The 15799-nt window shown below is 59.1% G+C and carries 15 protein-coding genes; 8 read left to right on the top strand and 7 right to left on the bottom strand.

Annotated elements, in window-relative coordinates; translation table 11 throughout:
* Positions 1–77: 77 nt before the first annotated feature.
* Positions 78–272 carry a hypothetical protein gene (locus LOY43_RS10990; RefSeq protein WP_258709619.1) on the bottom strand — a complete coding sequence of 65 codons (195 nt, stop codon included), beginning with the start codon at positions 270–272 and terminating at the stop codon, positions 78–80.
* Positions 273–513: 241 nt separating this feature from the next.
* On the opposite strand from LOY43_RS10990, the gene LOY43_RS10985 reads away from it, so the two are divergent.
* The 6 genes from LOY43_RS10985 (at position 514) to LOY43_RS10960 (ending at position 5506) form a co-directional block, all read left to right on the top strand.
* Entirely contained in the window at positions 514–897 is a 384-nt protein-coding gene (locus LOY43_RS10985) for a tautomerase family protein (RefSeq protein WP_095047464.1), read from the top strand.
* A gap of 467 nt (positions 898–1364) precedes the next feature.
* Positions 1365–1844 carry a DUF4822 domain-containing protein gene (locus LOY43_RS10980; RefSeq protein WP_095047465.1) on the top strand — a complete coding sequence of 160 codons (480 nt, stop codon included), beginning with the start codon at positions 1365–1367 and terminating at the stop codon, positions 1842–1844.
* Positions 1845–1859: 15 nt separating this feature from the next.
* Positions 1860–2288 (top strand): hypothetical protein, encoded by a 429-nt coding sequence (locus tag LOY43_RS10975; protein ID WP_093437066.1) that lies wholly within the window; start codon positions 1860–1862, stop codon positions 2286–2288.
* A 171-nt stretch (positions 2289–2459) separates the two neighbouring features.
* Entirely contained in the window at positions 2460–3428 is a 969-nt protein-coding gene (locus LOY43_RS10970) for a 2-hydroxyacid dehydrogenase (RefSeq protein WP_095047467.1), read from the top strand.
* Between the two features lie 220 nt (positions 3429–3648).
* The gene (locus LOY43_RS10965) at positions 3649–4716 is read left to right on the top strand and encodes a phosphotransferase family protein (RefSeq protein ID WP_095047468.1); all 1068 of its coding nucleotides are present in this window, start codon (positions 3649–3651) and stop codon (positions 4714–4716) included.
* A 22-nt stretch (positions 4717–4738) separates the two neighbouring features.
* On the top strand, positions 4739–5506 hold the full coding sequence (locus tag LOY43_RS10960; protein WP_034152479.1) for an SDR family oxidoreductase: 768 nt from the start codon (positions 4739–4741) through the stop codon (positions 5504–5506).
* 130 nt (positions 5507–5636) lie between these two features.
* Here LOY43_RS10960 and LOY43_RS10955 read toward each other — a convergent pair whose 3' ends face one another.
* The 6 genes from LOY43_RS10955 to LOY43_RS10930 form a co-directional block, all read right to left on the bottom strand.
* Positions 5637–6287 (bottom strand): trimeric intracellular cation channel family protein, encoded by a 651-nt coding sequence (locus LOY43_RS10955; protein WP_256579862.1) that lies wholly within the window; start codon positions 6285–6287, stop codon positions 5637–5639.
* A gap of 1471 nt (positions 6288–7758) precedes the next feature.
* On the bottom strand, positions 7759–8016 hold the full coding sequence (locus LOY43_RS10950; protein WP_093438847.1) for a DUF1652 domain-containing protein: 258 nt from the start codon (positions 8014–8016) through the stop codon (positions 7759–7761).
* A 136-nt stretch (positions 8017–8152) separates the two neighbouring features.
* On the bottom strand, positions 8153–9649 hold the full coding sequence (locus LOY43_RS10945; protein WP_095047470.1) for a helix-turn-helix transcriptional regulator: 1497 nt from the start codon (positions 9647–9649) through the stop codon (positions 8153–8155).
* Between the two features lie 197 nt (positions 9650–9846).
* Positions 9847–10737, bottom strand: coding sequence for a LysR substrate-binding domain-containing protein (locus LOY43_RS10940; protein WP_258709618.1), 891 nt, complete (start codon positions 10735–10737; stop codon positions 9847–9849).
* Between the two features lie 6 nt (positions 10738–10743).
* Positions 10744–12957 carry a xanthine dehydrogenase family protein molybdopterin-binding subunit gene (locus tag LOY43_RS10935; protein ID WP_258709617.1) on the bottom strand — a complete coding sequence of 738 codons (2214 nt, stop codon included), beginning with the start codon at positions 12955–12957 and terminating at the stop codon, positions 10744–10746.
* On the bottom strand, positions 12957–13421 hold the full coding sequence (locus LOY43_RS10930; protein ID WP_258709616.1) for a (2Fe-2S)-binding protein: 465 nt from the start codon (positions 13419–13421) through the stop codon (positions 12957–12959). Before LOY43_RS10930 ends, LOY43_RS10935 begins: the two co-directional genes overlap by 1 nt.
* Before the next feature lie 118 nt (positions 13422–13539).
* On the opposite strand from LOY43_RS10930, the gene LOY43_RS10925 reads away from it, so the two are divergent.
* Both LOY43_RS10925 and LOY43_RS10920 read left to right on the top strand, forming a co-directional pair.
* A complete protein-coding gene (locus tag LOY43_RS10925) occupies positions 13540–14445 on the top strand; it encodes a LysR substrate-binding domain-containing protein (RefSeq protein ID WP_095047474.1) in 906 nt (301 codons plus the stop codon).
* Positions 14446–14867: 422 nt separating this feature from the next.
* Positions 14868–15797 (top strand): amidohydrolase family protein, encoded by a 930-nt coding sequence (locus LOY43_RS10920; protein WP_095047475.1) that lies wholly within the window; start codon positions 14868–14870, stop codon positions 15795–15797.
* Positions 15798–15799 lie beyond the last annotated feature (2 nt).

Here is a 15799-nt window from a genome sequence, read left to right as displayed (position 1 = left end):
AGATCAATCTGCTATGCAAATCGTTGTTGAGCATCCGATACGCCTGATCGCAAACCATGATGCTTGCAGCGTTTCATTCAAAGCTTGGTCAATATCCCGAATACAGCCGTAATCGCAGTTAGCAGTCCCGTGCCTACGGCCACCGGGTACCAGAACCTTTCTCGCTTGAGTTTGTTTTCCTCAGCCATGAGCTTGCGCCTCTCGACAATGAGCTTGCGGGATTCGTTTTGTAGTCTTTCGAGTTCCAGGTTTTCTCGATCATTCTGAACCATGTGCCTTCCTTGGCGTTTAGCACTGAGTGCCCGGGCTGCTTTGTGCCCTCATGATTTCGCATTCATCAACTGCCCGATAGCGGACGGATCTGTCGAATTCGTAGGCAAAATCCGCGAGTCAGGTAGGCAGCCTCATACAGAGACCTTTCAGAAAACACCTCGCGATCAAGTACCCGTGCCTTTCAATTTGGCCCACATGATCTAGCGTGAAATGAGTCCCCCTGCCCTGCGGAGCCTTCCCATGCCATTGGTTCGCGTCGACATCAGACAAAACCCCGACCCCAACTTCGCCAAACGCATCGGCGAGCAGATCTACGCCGCCCTGCGCAGTTGTATCGATGTGCCCGAGCACGACAACTTTCAGATCCTGACCGAGCACGATGGCCAGCACCTGGTCTACGACCCGCAATACCTGGGGATCCAGCGCAGCGACGGCGTGGTATTCATTCAGATCACCATCAGCGAAGGGCGCACGGTGGAGAAAAAGCAATTGCTGTTCAAAACCATCGCCGAGCGCCTGCACGCGCAGTTGGCGGTGCGCCTGGAAGACGTGTTCATCAATCTGGTCGAGGTAAAAAAAGAGAACTGGTCATTCGGCAATGGCATTGCCCAGTACGTCACCTGACCACGCAATTGACAGCCAGCTACCGGCCGAAGCGATCATCAAACATCACAACGCAACCCTCGGCGCTGCCTTCGCACGAGTAATCGACAGTGCTCATTTCAGGTTTTAAAAGAAACGCTCCTTGAAATTGACGCAACTTCGCTGTCTGCGGTTGCGTCAATCACGAATTTGTAACCTTATCCTCCGTCCTACAACTGCGTGTACTTCTCTAATGTCATCTGCGCTATGAATTACAGAAAACACCAATAAAAAGCCCTTCGCTTATCGATACTTCAGAATACTCCTACAACCAAAAACACCTAATAAAACCACGACGAAATATTACCGAAATCCGAATAACAGTCATTTGTTACAAGCAACTACGCAGCCATTGAACATTCCTCTTTTTCAGGCCTATATTTTTCACGCCCTGAATGACGAAAGACCAATCGCAAACGACCTTCGAAGTTTGATAAAGAGGAAAAAGCATGCAAAAGCGCACGATCACCGGCCTGCTGTTGACCGGACTGCTTTTCACCCCGCTTGCCAGCGCTGATGTCCGCGAGCTGGCTTCTTCGCCGCGATGGCTGACTACCAAGGTCTACATCGATGGCGCTCCTGAAACAGACGTCAAGGCGAAGTATCCCGGCGTCGTAGGTATATCGACCTGGGATCCCGAGAGTAATCGATACGAGTTCTTTTACACCGACACGGGCGAGTCAAAGTACAACAAAGGCGGAGGCGGTTATTTCTTTGTCACCGGTAACCAGAAACAGCACATTCTGGTACCCGATGTCGGTCCGACCAAAACAATTGTCAGGCGCCTGGAAACACTGAACAACAGTGAATTCACTTACTCTCGGGAAGTCCCCCGCGACATGATCGACAACAATCCACTTGTACGTATTCATGTCGTTCACGCGCCGTATACCGGCACCGTAGAAACCAAATCCGCCATCAAACAATAAAACCTGGAGTTCAACATGCAAAAGACAGTCAAAACCCTGCTGATGTCGACGTTGCTGGCCTCCACGGTGTATTGCGCCGGAGTCAGTGCGCAAGCCGCCACCCAACCCGCCACAAATACTGTTGCCACCGCCGACAATGCAATGATGCTGACCGTATTTCTGAAACATGATCAGACCCGCCCGCTGAGCGAACTCAAGGCCCAGCTCACACAACAAGGCTTCTACAAGACCTTCCCCCCTGCCGGGGTCGAAGTGGTGAGCTGGAACATCATGATGGGCATTGGCCAAGTGGTGACCGTACGCTTCCCCGCCTCACGGCTGGCAGAAGTGAACCTTGCCCTGGAAAACACCGCATGGGGCAGTTACCGAACCGAGTTTTATCCAACCTATGATTTCAAGCCGATTGCCCTCGCAGAACAAACCAAAGCCCAAGCAGCCCAATGATGCCGACAGCACACCGGATCACCGGTGTGCTGCCTACCCTTGCTTCTTGCCCGAAGCCGTCCAGAATCAAAGCACCACTGCGCGAATGACAACGATTGCCAAGCCGCTGCGGATTCAGCACTCTGAAACGACTTTCGCGACCGACCCGCCGACGTTCACAGGAGCCGCGCAATGCCCGCAACCGTTCTGGTACTGGTTGAAACCATCAATGACTATTTGCCGATCCTCGAACATCAGGGTTTTCACCTGATCCTCGCCCCCACGCCGGCCGAGCGTGCGCAAGCCATCGCCACTCACGGCAGCCGCATCGACGCGGTGCTGACCCGCGGCCCGCTGGGCCTGACCTCCGATGAAATCACCGCCCTGCCGGCGCTGAAAATCATCACGGTAATCGGCGCCGGTTACGAGCAGGTCGACCTGCAAGCCGCCAGTAACCGTGGCATTACCGTCACCAACGGCGCCGGGGTCAATGCCTCGTCGGTGGCCGACCATGCGATGGCGATGCTGCTGGCGCTGGTCCGGGATATACCCCGTTGTGACGCGGCGGTACGCCGCGGTGAATGGCCGAAGATCATGCGCCCGTCGCTGGCCGGCAAACGCCTGGGGATTCTCGGACTGGGCGCCGTGGGCATGGCGATAGCCAAACGCGCCCACCTTGGCTTCGACATGGAGATCAGCTATCACAGCCGCCAGATGCGCAGCGATGTGCCTTACACATTCTGCTCGACGCCAACCGAACTGGCACGGGCCTCGGATTTCCTGATCATCGCCACGCCTGGCGGCATCGGTACACAGCATCTGGTGACTCGCCCGGTGCTCGATGCGCTTGGGCCGAAAGGCTTTATCGTCAACATCGCCCGCGCCAGTGTGATCGCCACGGCGGATCTGATCACGGCGCTTGAGCAACGCAAAATTGCCGGCGCCGCACTGGATGTGTTCGACCACGAGCCGCAAGTGCCGGATGCGCTGAAAACCCTGAGCAACGTGCTTCTGACGCCACACGTCGCCGGTCTGTCACCGGAAGCCACTCAAGGCACGGTGGAGTTGGTGGGCAAAAATCTCGTGGCGTTTTTTTCGGGCGAACCGGTACTGACGCCCATTGCCTTGCCTCCGAAACTCAACAACCAGCGCGTGCACTGAAGCACACCGGACGACGTGTCGAGCGCTCGTCCCAGCCCTCCTTTTCGGCCACGGCATATCCGCTAAACCTTGGTTCACCGCGACCTTTCGCGCACATTCCCAAAGGTGATTATCGGGCAACACGCTAGCCTATAAGACCGACTCGCGCTTGTGGCGACCCGAGCGCGCTATTAGATTAGCCAATGATGTCTGGCCTCCAAAATAAGCAGAAGGGATAAGCATGGCGCTTACTGACCAGTCCACCCGTATCCGCTCTGGCGAAGAACTCGATGCCAGCCTGATCGATCCGTACCTCAAGGCGCACATTCCCGGCCTGAGCGGCACACCTGCGATCAGCCAGTTTCCTGGCGGTGCGTCGAACCTGACCTACCTGCTGGAATACCCGGAACAGGAATTCGTCCTGCGCCGTCCGCCGTTCGGCCACAAGGCCAAGTCCGCCCACGACATGGGCCGTGAATTCCGCATCCTCAATCAATTGCGCGACGGTTTTCCGTATTGCCCGAAAGCCTACGTGCACTGCACCGACGAATCGGTGATCGGCGCCGAGTTCTACGTCATGGAACGAGTCAAAGGGATCATCCTGCGCTCGGAGCTGCCGCCGGAGCTGGGCCTTGATTCGGCAAAGACCGAAGCCCTGTGCAAAAGCTTTATCGAGCGCTTCGTCGAACTGCACCGCGTCGACTACAACGCCTGCGGCCTGGGCGATCTGGGCAAACCGGAAGGCTACGTCGCCCGTCAGATCAAAGGCTGGAGCGAGCGCTACGAAAAAGCCCTGACCCCGGATGCGCCGCATTGGGAAGCAGTGAAAGCCTGGCTCAACGACAAGATGCCGGCCGACCACCCGACCTCAAGTATCGTCCACAACGACTACCGCTTCGACAACGTCATCCTCGACCCGCACAACCCGATGCAGATCATTGGCGTGCTCGACTGGGAACTGACCACCCTCGGCGATCCGTTAATGGATCTGGGCAACACCCTTGCCTATTGGATTCAGGCGGACGATCCGGCGCCGGTGCAACTGATGCGCCGCCAGCCAAGCCACGCGCCGGGCATGCTCACCCGCCGCGAGTTCGTCGATTACTACGCCGAACGTTCGGGCATCCAGATCGACAATTTCGACTTTTACTACACCTACGGCCTGTTCCGTCTGGCCGGCATCGTGCAGCAGATCTACTACCGCTTCTACCACGGCCAGACCCAGGACAAACGCTTCGCGCAGTTCATTCACATGAACAAACTGCTGGAGCAGATGAGCTTGCAGGTCATTGCGAAATCGAGCCTCTGACGGCCCACACCCAGGAACCCTTATGTCCAAGACTCAGTTGTTCGACCTCGACGGTAAAATTGCTTTCGTTTCCGGCGCCAGCCGTGGCATCGGTGAAGCCATCGCTAAACTGCTGGCCCAGCAAGGCGCCCATGTGATCGTGTCGAGCCGCAAGCTCGACGGCTGCCAGCACGTCGCCGACGCGATCATCGCCGCCGGCGGCAAAGCCACGGCCGTGGCCTGCCACATCGGTGAAATGGAACAGATCAGCCAGGTGTTCGCCGGGATCAAGGAACAGTTCGGCCGCCTCGATATTCTGGTCAACAACGCCGCGACCAACCCGCAATTCTGCAATGTGCTGGACACCGATCTGAGTGCGTTCCAGAAAACCGTTGACGTGAACATCCGTGGCTACTTCTTCATGTCGGTCGAAGCCGGCAAGCTGATGCGCGAAAACGGTGGCGGCAGCATCATCAACGTCGCGTCGATCAACGGCATTTCGCCGGGGATCTTCCAGGGCATCTACTCGGTGACCAAAGCGGCGGTGATCAACATGACCAAGGTCTTCGCCAAGGAGTGCGCGCAGTTCGGCATCCGCTGCAACGCGCTGCTGCCGGGTTTGACCGACACCAAATTTGCCTCGGCACTGGTGAAGAATGATGCGATTCTCAAGCAAGCGCTGACGCAGATCCCGCTCAAGCGTGTGGCTGATCCAAGCGAAATGGCCGGTGCGGTGCTGTACCTGGCGAGCGATGCGTCGAGCTACACCACCGGGGTTGCGCTGAATGTGGACGGTGGGTTTCTGTCCTGATTCGACTCGGGACTTGAACTGATCTTGTCCCTGTAGGAGCTGCCGAAGGCTGCGATCTTTTGATCTTATTTGTAAAAAAATCAAAATCAAAAGATCGCAGCCTTCCGCAGCGCCTACAGGTTTTTGTGTATCAGGCAATGACTTTCGGTAACTGCCAACCGAAATGCACCGACAGCAAACGCAACAGCAAACACGCCGCCCCCGCCAGCAACGCCGCCGCTACCGGTGAAACGCCCAGCCTGCGGCCGATGATCAACACCGCCGCACCGACAAACGCCGAACTCGCATACAAATCCGCCTGCAACACCACCGGTATCCGCGCCAGCACAATGTCGCGTATCACCCCGCCACCGACGCCGGTAATGGTGCCCATCAGCATCGCCACAAACGGCGTAATCGCGAAATTCAACGCTTTCTGCGCACCGGCCACAGCAAACAGCGCCAAGCCTGCAGCGTCCAGCACAATCAAGGTTGAACCGGACCAGCCCAGCACCTGCTCATGAAAGGCAAACGCCAGCCCGCCCATGAAAAACGCCAGTGCCGGGTAGCGCCAATCGGCCACGGCATTGGGTGGCGTCGCACCGATCAACAAGTCACGAGTCACCCCGCCACCGAGGGCGACGATAAACGCAATCACCATCACACCGAGCAAGTCGAGCTGACTGCGCATCGCCGCAATAGCGCCTTCCACGGCAAACACCGCAGTGCCGGCCAGGTCGGCTACCAGCACAATCCGCTCAACCCGGGACTGCCGCCCCGCCGGCGCTATTGCGTGACGCAACGGGTGGTCGTGATGTGTCGAGTAACCTGCCCGTCGGCGTACACGTCACCGGCGACCTCAGTGTTTTCGAGCACCTGACACGTACGCTCCGGCGGTGGCGGCGGCGCTGCCGGTGGAGGGGGTGGAGGACTGGCGCAACCCGCCAACAACACTGTAAAGAAAGCCAACGGCAACACGCGTTTCCCAAGATTGTTCATAGGACGACCCGCGACAAATGGAAGAGCAACTCCCGCGACCGAACCGACCACGGAAGACCTGACCACTCATTCTTTATAGCCGAGCCCCCCGCAAGCGCCAGTGAATCGGCCGGATCGGGAGGAAGTGGCTGTCGATTTTGCGTTCGGATTCGAGAGGATTGCCAAATTGAAATGTGCTTTGCCTGATAGAGCCTCATCGCGAGCAGGCTCACTCCTACAATTGAACAGAGTACATCTGGCAGAGATTGGTCGGCTGTCAGGCCGCCTTCGCGAGCAGGCTCGCTCCTACAATTGAACAGAGTACATCTGGCAGAGATTGGTCGGCTGTCAGGCCGCCTTCGCGAGCAGGCTCGCTCCTACAATTGAACAGAGTACATCTGGCAGAGATTGGTCGGCTGTCAGGCCGCCTTCGCGAGCAGGCTCGCTCCTACAATTGAACAGAGTACATCTGGCAGAGATTGGTCGGCTGTCAGGCCGCCTTCGCGAGCAGGCTCGCTCCTACAATTGAACAGAGTACATCTGGCAGAGATTGGTCGGCTTCAGGCCGCCTTCGCGAGCAGGCTCGCTCCTACAATTGAACAGAGTACATCTGGCAGAGATTGGTCGGCTTCAGGCCGCCTTCGCGAGCAGGCTCGCTCCTACAATTGAACAGAGTACATCTGGCAGAGATTGGTCGGCTGTCAGACCGCCTTCGCGAGCAGGCTCGCTCCTACAATTGAACAGAGTACATCTGGCAGAGATTGGTCGGCTTCAGGCCGCCTTCGCGAGCAGGCTCGCTCCTACAATTGAACAGAGTACATCTGGCAGAGATTGGTCGGCTGTCAGGCCGCCTTCGCGAGCAAGCTCGCTCCCACAGAACAGCCAAAGCAAAACAGCACAAATCGCGCATCGCTTGTGCTTCTCACCACTCAACAGGATGAGCGTTAGCTCGGCTGCAGCTCTTGATCTTGCCGTGCTGGCCCCTTCGGCAGGCTGAGTGGAGGGATTGATCCGGGGGTGGGAGCGCAGCGACCGTTTGGCGAAGCCAAACACAGCGAGAGGAGGTGCAGCGAAGCAAACCGTAGGCGCTGCCCCCGGATCGATCCCGGAGCGAAGGAACCCCGAGCTTTAGCGAGTGGGCCGAACGCCGGGGCCCAGCGTTTTGGTTACTTTTGGGCGTCTGCAAAAGTGACCCGCTGTAAGAGCGGAACCGCCAGCCGCAGCACCCAAATAAACGGATATACACCCACCCCCCAAGAGCATGGTCGGCCCAAAGGCCGCCAAGCCTAAAAGCCCTAAGCCAAATCAGGATCCCGAAAAGAACGCAAAGTGTTGCTCTCCAACTCATACCGCAATTCTTCAATCAAAGCCTCAACCGACTCCGGCGTCCGTAGCGCATCAAGCTTCAACCCACTGATCACCAGATCCACCTGCCCCGACACCGGGTGATAAAGCTTCACCGTCAGCGAATGATCGCCATCCACCAGACACTCACACGCCAGCGGCGAAAAACTGCGTTCAAGCTGCGTGCGCAACTGCGCAAGATTCATCATCAGACTGTTCCTATAACGACTGCGAAGGGCCGCGATCCCGAGCCAGAAAAAACTCGTATCGCACCCCGCCAGACTAAGAACAGCCGTCGACCGCCAACACCTCAATATGCACCTGATGAACTAGTGCATTTGCACCTCAGCGCTGGCCCTTGGCGCCCCACTCCCCGGAAAACAATCCACGCTCGCGCGCCCAGACAATCGCCTCGCTGCGACTGTGCACATCGAGCTTGGAATACACCGTGGCGACATGATTACGCACCGTGTTCGGCGCCAGTTTCAGCCGCGCCGCGATCTCCTTGTCCGCCAGCCCTTCGCAGATCAACCCCAGCACATCGCGCTCACGCGCCGTCAGATCGGTGAACGAAACGCTAGGCAGTTGCGGCGAGTTGACCTTTTTCACATTGGCCAGTTTCTCGATCAACGTACGACTGAACCAGGAAGCATCTTTCATCACCTCCTCAATCGCCGCCACCAACTCAAGCTCGGTACGCTTGCGCTCGGTGATGTCCATCAACACCAGCAAATAACACGGTGTGTCCTGAATATTCACGGTGTCAGCGGACAGCGCGCACTCGAGCAGATCCGCATCTTTCTTGCGCACCCGCACATCCACCCGATCCACCCGCCCGTTTTTCGCCAGCGCCGCCAGCAACCGCGTGCGCGCGCCGCTGTCATCGATAAAGTCCAGCTGCGGCACGGTTTTGCCGAGCACGTCGTCGCTGTCATAAGCCAGGGTTTCGAGGAACGCCTGATTGACGTCGATCACCTGCTGTTCGTCGGCACTGCAAATCAGGATCGGCACCGGCGTCAGGCGAAACGCCTTGGCAAAACGCTCCTCACTCTGACGCAGCGCCACCTCGGCCTTGTGCCGCAGCTCCATGTCGACAAAGGAGAACAGCATGCAATCCTCATCGTTGAGCGTAAGCGGCTGGCCGGCCACGATCACCTGCTTGCTGCTGCCATCGGGCAGGCGCAGCTCGGCTTGCATCTGCGGGATGGTCGCAACGTCACGCAGGCGCTGAATAGCCAGGTCGCGGTGTTCGGCCTGCTCGAAAATGTCGATTTCATAAGAGGTCGTGCCAATCACCTGCTCACGGGTGTACCCGGTCATTTCCAGAAACCCCGGATTGACCTTGATGTAACGCAGATCACTGAGCCGGCAGATCACCGCCGGTGCCGGGTTGGCATTAAACGTCCTTTCGAAGCGCTGCTCGGCGTTGGCCCAATCGGTGACATCGCTCATGATCAGCACCAGCGACTCGGGCTGCCCTTCGCGGTCCGTGAGAATCATACTGCGTACGCTGTGCACCCAGATGCGTTCCGGGTCGTCGCTCGGCGACACTTCGATCAGTACGTCATTGAAACTCTCACAGCGCGCTACTCGGCTGATCGGGTAGTTTTCGGCGGTGATCGAGTGATTATTGCGATAGCGCAGGTTGAATTTCTTGGCGTATTCGTCGGCATTGTGGCCCAGATCGGTGATCCGCTTGACACCGTGCATGGCCAGCGCGGCTTCGTTGGCCCAGAGAATGCTCTGATCCAGCTCCAACAGGATCACCCCGTCGGACAGCCCGGCGATGATCTGCTGCAACTGGCGGCGGTTGGTTTCGGTGGTCAGGACTTCCTGGCTCATTGGATCTCCACAAGTGATACGCCCATGTGAAGAGTACGACCGCAGCCACCTCTGATCGTGCCGAGCATAAATGTTCGCAACGGCACAAATCCCTTTGTAGGCCTTCGCCTGCTCGCGATAGCGGTGTGTCAGCCAGCAGATCCGTTGAATGACACATCACTATCGCGAGCAGGCGAAGGCCTACAGGGGATTGGATTTCAGTTCGAATTTTGCGTCTTGAGTTCCCGGAGGGTGTCGAGAAACAGCTTGAGCACCGGCGAAGCATCATCCGCCCGATAAGTGGCATACAGCGGCACCTCCGGCAACGCCGGGGTCAGGCGCCGGAACACCAACCCCGCCGGGGCCAGTTGCTCAATGGACGCCGGCAACAGCGCCACGCCAAACCCGGCGCGCACCAGACTCAGCAAGGTCTGCACCTCGATCACTTGTTGACGAATCTGCGGCGTGAACCCGGCCTGAATGCAGCACTGAAACAGAAAATGAGCGAACCGCGACTGTTTCAATTCCAGCGCCACAAACGGCTCCTGCGCCAGATCCGCCGGCGCCAGCACCTCGCGGTCAGCCAACGGGTGATCCGCCGGCATCACCACATGGATCGGCTCATAGATCAGCAATTCATTGCGCAACAGCGGATCGTCATAGCCGACGCGAAACACACAAGCGTCGATGCGTTTCTCCTTCAACGCCTTGACCTGCGCCGCCGGGGTCATTTCATGCAAACGCCAGTTGACCTGCGGATAACGCTCGCGAAACAGGTGCAAGGCCTTGGGCAGCACGCCGACCATCACCGAACTGATCATGCCGATTTCCAGCTCACCAAGTTGTCCGCGCCCGGTCTGCCGCGTCAGGTCCAGCGCCCGCTCAAGTTGTTCAAACACCAGCGGCGCCTGCTCCTTGAGCATCTGCCCCGCCGCCGTGAGTTCGACCCGATGATGGCTGCGCTCGAACAACGGCGTACCGAGTTCTTCCTCCAGCAAACGAATCTGCTGGCTCAGCGGCGGCTGGCAGATATGCAGGCGCTCGGCGGCGCGACCGAAGTGCAGCTCATCGGCCAACGTCATGAAATACCGCAGCAGACGCAAGTCCATGGCGGCTTACCCCAGACTCAGCGGCGTCGAACGCTGGCGTACGCCGGTCAGCGCGAACAAGGCATTGGCGATGGCCGGCACTACCGAAGGGCTGCCCAACTCGCCGACGCCACCGGGCTTACTCGGCTCGCCATTCAACACGACGATGTCGGTGGCCGGCATGTCGGACATGCGCATCACCCGATAATCGTGGAAATTGCTCTGCACCACCCGGCCCTGTTTGATGTCGAGCCGATCGAACAACGCATGGCCAAGTCCCCACATCAGACCCCCGTAGATCTGCTCCTCGACACCGCCCGGCGAAACCGCCAGACCGCAATCGACCACACAGGTGAGCTTCTCGACCTGGGCCTTGCCATCAACCGTTGCCAGTCGCGCGACCACCGCAATAAAACTGGTGTAACCCTGATTGGTCGCGATCCCCAGCGCCGTGTCCGGCGGCAACGGTTTGCCCCAACCGGCGCGCTCGGCAGCCTGCTTGAGCACGGCCACATGCCGTGGCCGCTCCTGCATATTGGCCAACCGGAATGCCAATGGATCTTCGCCTGCGGCGTGGGCCAGTTCATCCATGAAGCTTTCCACGGCGAACACGTTGGGGATGAAGCTCACCGAGCGATACCAGCCACTGGGCACGTGGCTTTCATGCTTGACCCAGTTCAGCTCCAGGTGCGGCGGACGGTAAGCGAAGTCCCACGCGGTGATCGCCTCGGTGGTGCTGTAATCCATATGGTCCGGCCGTTCGAAGTAACCCGGTTCCCACTGCTCCGGCGAGGCCGGCGACACCGCGTGCAGTTGCAGCGCGGTGAGTTTGCCCTGGGCGTCGAGCGCGCCTTTGACTCGATGCAAGGTCGCTGGGTGATTGAACAGCGCGTGCATTTCGTCCTCGCGACTGTTGAGCAGTTTCACCGGCACGCCGGTTTTCTGCGCCAGATACGCGACTTCGAACAACCAGTACTTAGCCTCCCGCGCGCCGAAACTGCCGCCGGAGACCAATTCATGAATGGTCACGTTGGCCTTGTCGATGCCGCACACGGTTTGCGCCGCTTCCAGTGCCGAGGACGGCACCTGCACACCGCCCCAGTAAGTGATCGCTTTGTCCTTGACGTGTGCGGTGATGCAGATCGGTTCCAGCGGGTTTTGCACCTTGTAGGGCATGGTGTAATCGGCTTCGATCAGCTTCGCCGCGCCTGACCATTGCCCGGTGACATCACCCTGGGCCATGGCTTTGACGGTTTGTGCTTGCGGGTCGCCGATGGCCTTGGCTTGCGCGCTGGACAGTTGCTCGCTGTCGAACCCGGCCAACGGCGAATCGCTCCACTTGATCGCCAGCAGATTGCGCCCCTGCTGCGCGGCCCAGAACGTATCCGCCAACACAGCGACGCCTTCCTGATTGCCGCCGAGCACATCAGGGCGCCCCGCAATCGCCAGCACTTTGCGCACGCCCGGCACCTGCAATGCGGCCGCTGAGTCGACGCTGAGCACTGTCGATCCAACCACCGGCGCGCGCTGAATCACGGCGACCAGCATGTCTGGCAGTTGCACGTCGATGCTGTACTTGAATTGCCCGCAGACCTTGGCTGCCGCATCACGTTTGTGGCGCAGTTTGCCGATGTATTTGAACTGCGCCGGATCCTTCAGCTTGACGTTTGTCGGGGCTGGCAGATTCGCCGCGACGCCGACCAGTTCGCCGTAACCGAGGCTTCGTTTGTTCGCAATGTGAACGACCCGACCTTCTTCCGTGGTGCAACTGTCAGGGCTGACTTTCCACTGCTTGGCGGCTGCCGTGATCAGTAGCGCCCGCGCCATGGCACCGGCCATGCGCAGGCGCTCGTATTCCAGGGAAACACTGGTGCTGCCGCCAGTGGAAAAGACCTTCCAGACCGGATGAATGTAGGTCTCGAAGAACGGATCTTCCGGGGTGATGACCTGCACGGTCATCGGATTGACGTCCAGTTCTTCCGCCACGCACGCGGCCAGCGCTGTTTGCGTGCCGGTGCCGGAATCGTGCTTGTGCACCACCAGTTTCACCGTGCCGTCGGGAAAGATGCGCACCCAGGCATTCGGCTCGAATTCACTCGCCGGTGCTGGCGCTTTTGGGTCAGTAGCCGCCATGCCACTCGGCAGATAAAGGGCAATCGCCAGGCCCGAAGCAACCGTCGCCGCTTGCTTGAGAAACACTCGGCGCGGCAATTCTGTGCGACTGTCGTCGATAAGGCTCATCACGCCTCCTTCGGCGCATTCGCCGCGCGTTTGATCGCTTTGCTGATGCGCCCGTAAGTGCCGCAGCGGCAGATATTCCCGGACATCGCATTGCGGATCGAGTCATCGGTCACCGCCGCACCGGTGTTGAGCAACGCGGCGGCGGACATGATCTGCCCGGATTGACAGTAACCGCATTGCGGCACATCTTCGGCGATCCAGGCCAATTGCAACGGGTGGTTTTGCGTCGGTGACAAGCCTTCGATGGTGGTGATGCGGTGGCCCGCGACGGCGGCCGCCGGCAATTGGCAGGAACGCACCGCGACGCCGTCCAGGTGCACGGTGCAGGCACCGCACAGGCCCATGCCGCAACCGAACTTGGTGCCGGTGAGTTTCAGTTGATCACGCAGTACCCATAACAAGGGCATGGAGGAGGACGCTTCATCCAGCTCGCGTCGTTCGCCGTTAACCGTGAATGCAATCATTGTCAGGCTCCAAAAGAGCGGCCCGTCTTTGTGCGGGCCTGGTGACCGATTATTGGAACCCCGGGCAAAACGCGGCCAGCGACGATTTCTGCCAACCGCTGTAAGCAGGACTAACAACATGTACAAGCGATACCCGTCGGTGCAGTCCATGAGCGCGTTTATCCACGCGGCGCGCAGCGGCAGTTTCTCCAGTGCTGCGCGCAAGCTCGACCTCACGCACAGTGCGATCAGTCAGCAGATCCGCGCGCTGGAAGATTTCATCGGCCAGCCGCTGTTCGTGCGTGAAGGTGGCGGCAGCAATCTGACCGACGCCGGGCAGTTGTTTGCCAGTGTGCTGTCGGACGGTCTGGCGCAGATTGATCGGGCGATTTCGTCGGTGAAAAACCGCAGCATGGCGCAACGTTTGACCCTGGATGTCGACAGTGAACTGGCACAGAGCTGGCTCAATCCGCGCCTGCCGCAGCTGCTCGATGAGCTGCCGGATTACGAGGTGACGCTGCTGTCGATGCCGCGCAGTGATCGCAGTACGTTTGAGCGAGTGGATCTGGCGTTGCGTTATGGCTATGGCGATTGGGACGACTGCGAGATGACGCAGATTTGTGGCGATCGGGTGTTGGCGGTGGCTTCGCCCGAATTGCTGGAACGCTATGGTTTGCAGGCGCCGTTGAGTCCCGCGCAGATTCTTCAATTGCCTTTGTTGGGGTATACGCGGCGCTCGTGGATTCCATGGCTGGATGCCGCTGGGATGACACCGACCGAACCGTCGACGCGGGTGATTTTTGATAATGCGGCGAATTTGATTGCGGCGGCTGAGGCTGGCGTTGGTGCGGGGTTGGTGCGTGGATTACTGGCGGCTGATGCGTTGCGCAGTGGGCGATTGGTGGCGTTGAACGAGGCGCAGATTGCGGCGCATTACAACCTTTATGCGGTGTGGCCGCATGGGCAGGCCGAACGTGTGGCGCCGGTGGTTGAGGTGATCAAACAGTTGGCTTTGCGTACGCTTGAAATCCAGCCCTCACCCTAGCCCTCCCGAAACGTCGGACCGCCCAGAGGTAGAGGGGACTGATTGGGGGATATTGACGAATTACGCCGACTTGAAAGATCAGCCTTGAATCCATAATCGACTCGATCTTTCAGGTCGATGCATCGCGAAAAACACCTCGGTCGGCCCCCTCTCCCTACGGGCGGTCCGACGTTTCGGGAGGGCTGGGGTGAGGGTAGCTCTTGATCTGCCCATATCGCCCAAGTATCACCACCGCGCCCAATTAATATTGTACGAACCCAACCCCGCCTTCCAATACTCGCCCTCAGCAACCACCCACCCGGGCCGGATGCGAACAGGCGAGGGAATGCGCGTGTCTTGCGCATAGCAACGGCCGATTGCCCGGGACGTGGATGCCGAGAGCCGCAAGGCTCCCTTCCCCCGCTATCAGGAGATCGACTGCAATGATCATCGATATCAGCTGCTATCCCACGGATCTCGTGGACCTCGCCTGGAGGCATGACGGTGACCCGTTCACCGGCGAGCGTCTGCTGGAGATGATGGATGGCCCGTACATGGTCAACGGCAAGCCGCGCCGTATCGACAAAGCCTTCATCCAGCCACCGCAGGGCAACACGATTTACACCTGGACCGACGGCGAACTCTCGGGCCGCGAATCCATCGACGCCTACATGGCCTACACCCTGAAAATGGTCCAGACCTACCCGGACCGCTTCATCGGCTGCTTCGTCTACAACCCGCGCTGCGGCGTGGAAAACGGCGTCGAGGCGATCGAGCGCTACGTCAAGGAACACGGCTTCAAGATGGTCCAGATGCAGGCCAACATGCATGCCTACCGGCCTGACCGTGCACTTGACTGGGTGCGCCCATGCTTCGAGAAATGCGCCGAGCTGGGCATTCCGGTCAAGCTGCACACGGGCGACGGGCCGTACAGCATCCCGTCGGAATGGGTGCCAATGATCAAGGAGTTTCCCAACGTCGATTTCATCATGGCCCACTTCGGCGTGCAGACCGGCGGCGTCTATGTGTTCGAACCGATGCAATGGGCGATGGAGTTGCCCAACGTCTACTGCGAATCCGGCTGGTGCCTGCAATCGCGGATCGTCGAATTCGCCAAGGTCTTGCCGACGCACAAGATCCTCTTCGGCACCGACACCCCGCCGAACGAACCGGGCATGTGGCTGCGCCTGCTCGAAGTGCTTTGCCACGAGCCGCCGCAAGGCCTGAACCTCGACGAGGACACCCTCGAAGAGTATCTGGGCAACAACACCGCGCGGATGATCGGCCTTGAGCCAACCCCGCCACCGCGTTCCGTTTCCGAAGCAGAGGCGCAACTCAAGCGTCCCGTCACCACTCAACTGGCCAGGAGCTGAAC

The sequence above is a fragment of the Pseudomonas sp. B21-041 genome (assembly GCF_024748675.1).
Classification (GTDB): Bacteria; Pseudomonadota; Gammaproteobacteria; order Pseudomonadales; family Pseudomonadaceae; genus Aquipseudomonas; species Aquipseudomonas neuropathica.
The sequence above is the reverse complement of the archived record's forward strand: the minus strand, read 5'-3'. Positions and strand labels throughout refer to the sequence as shown.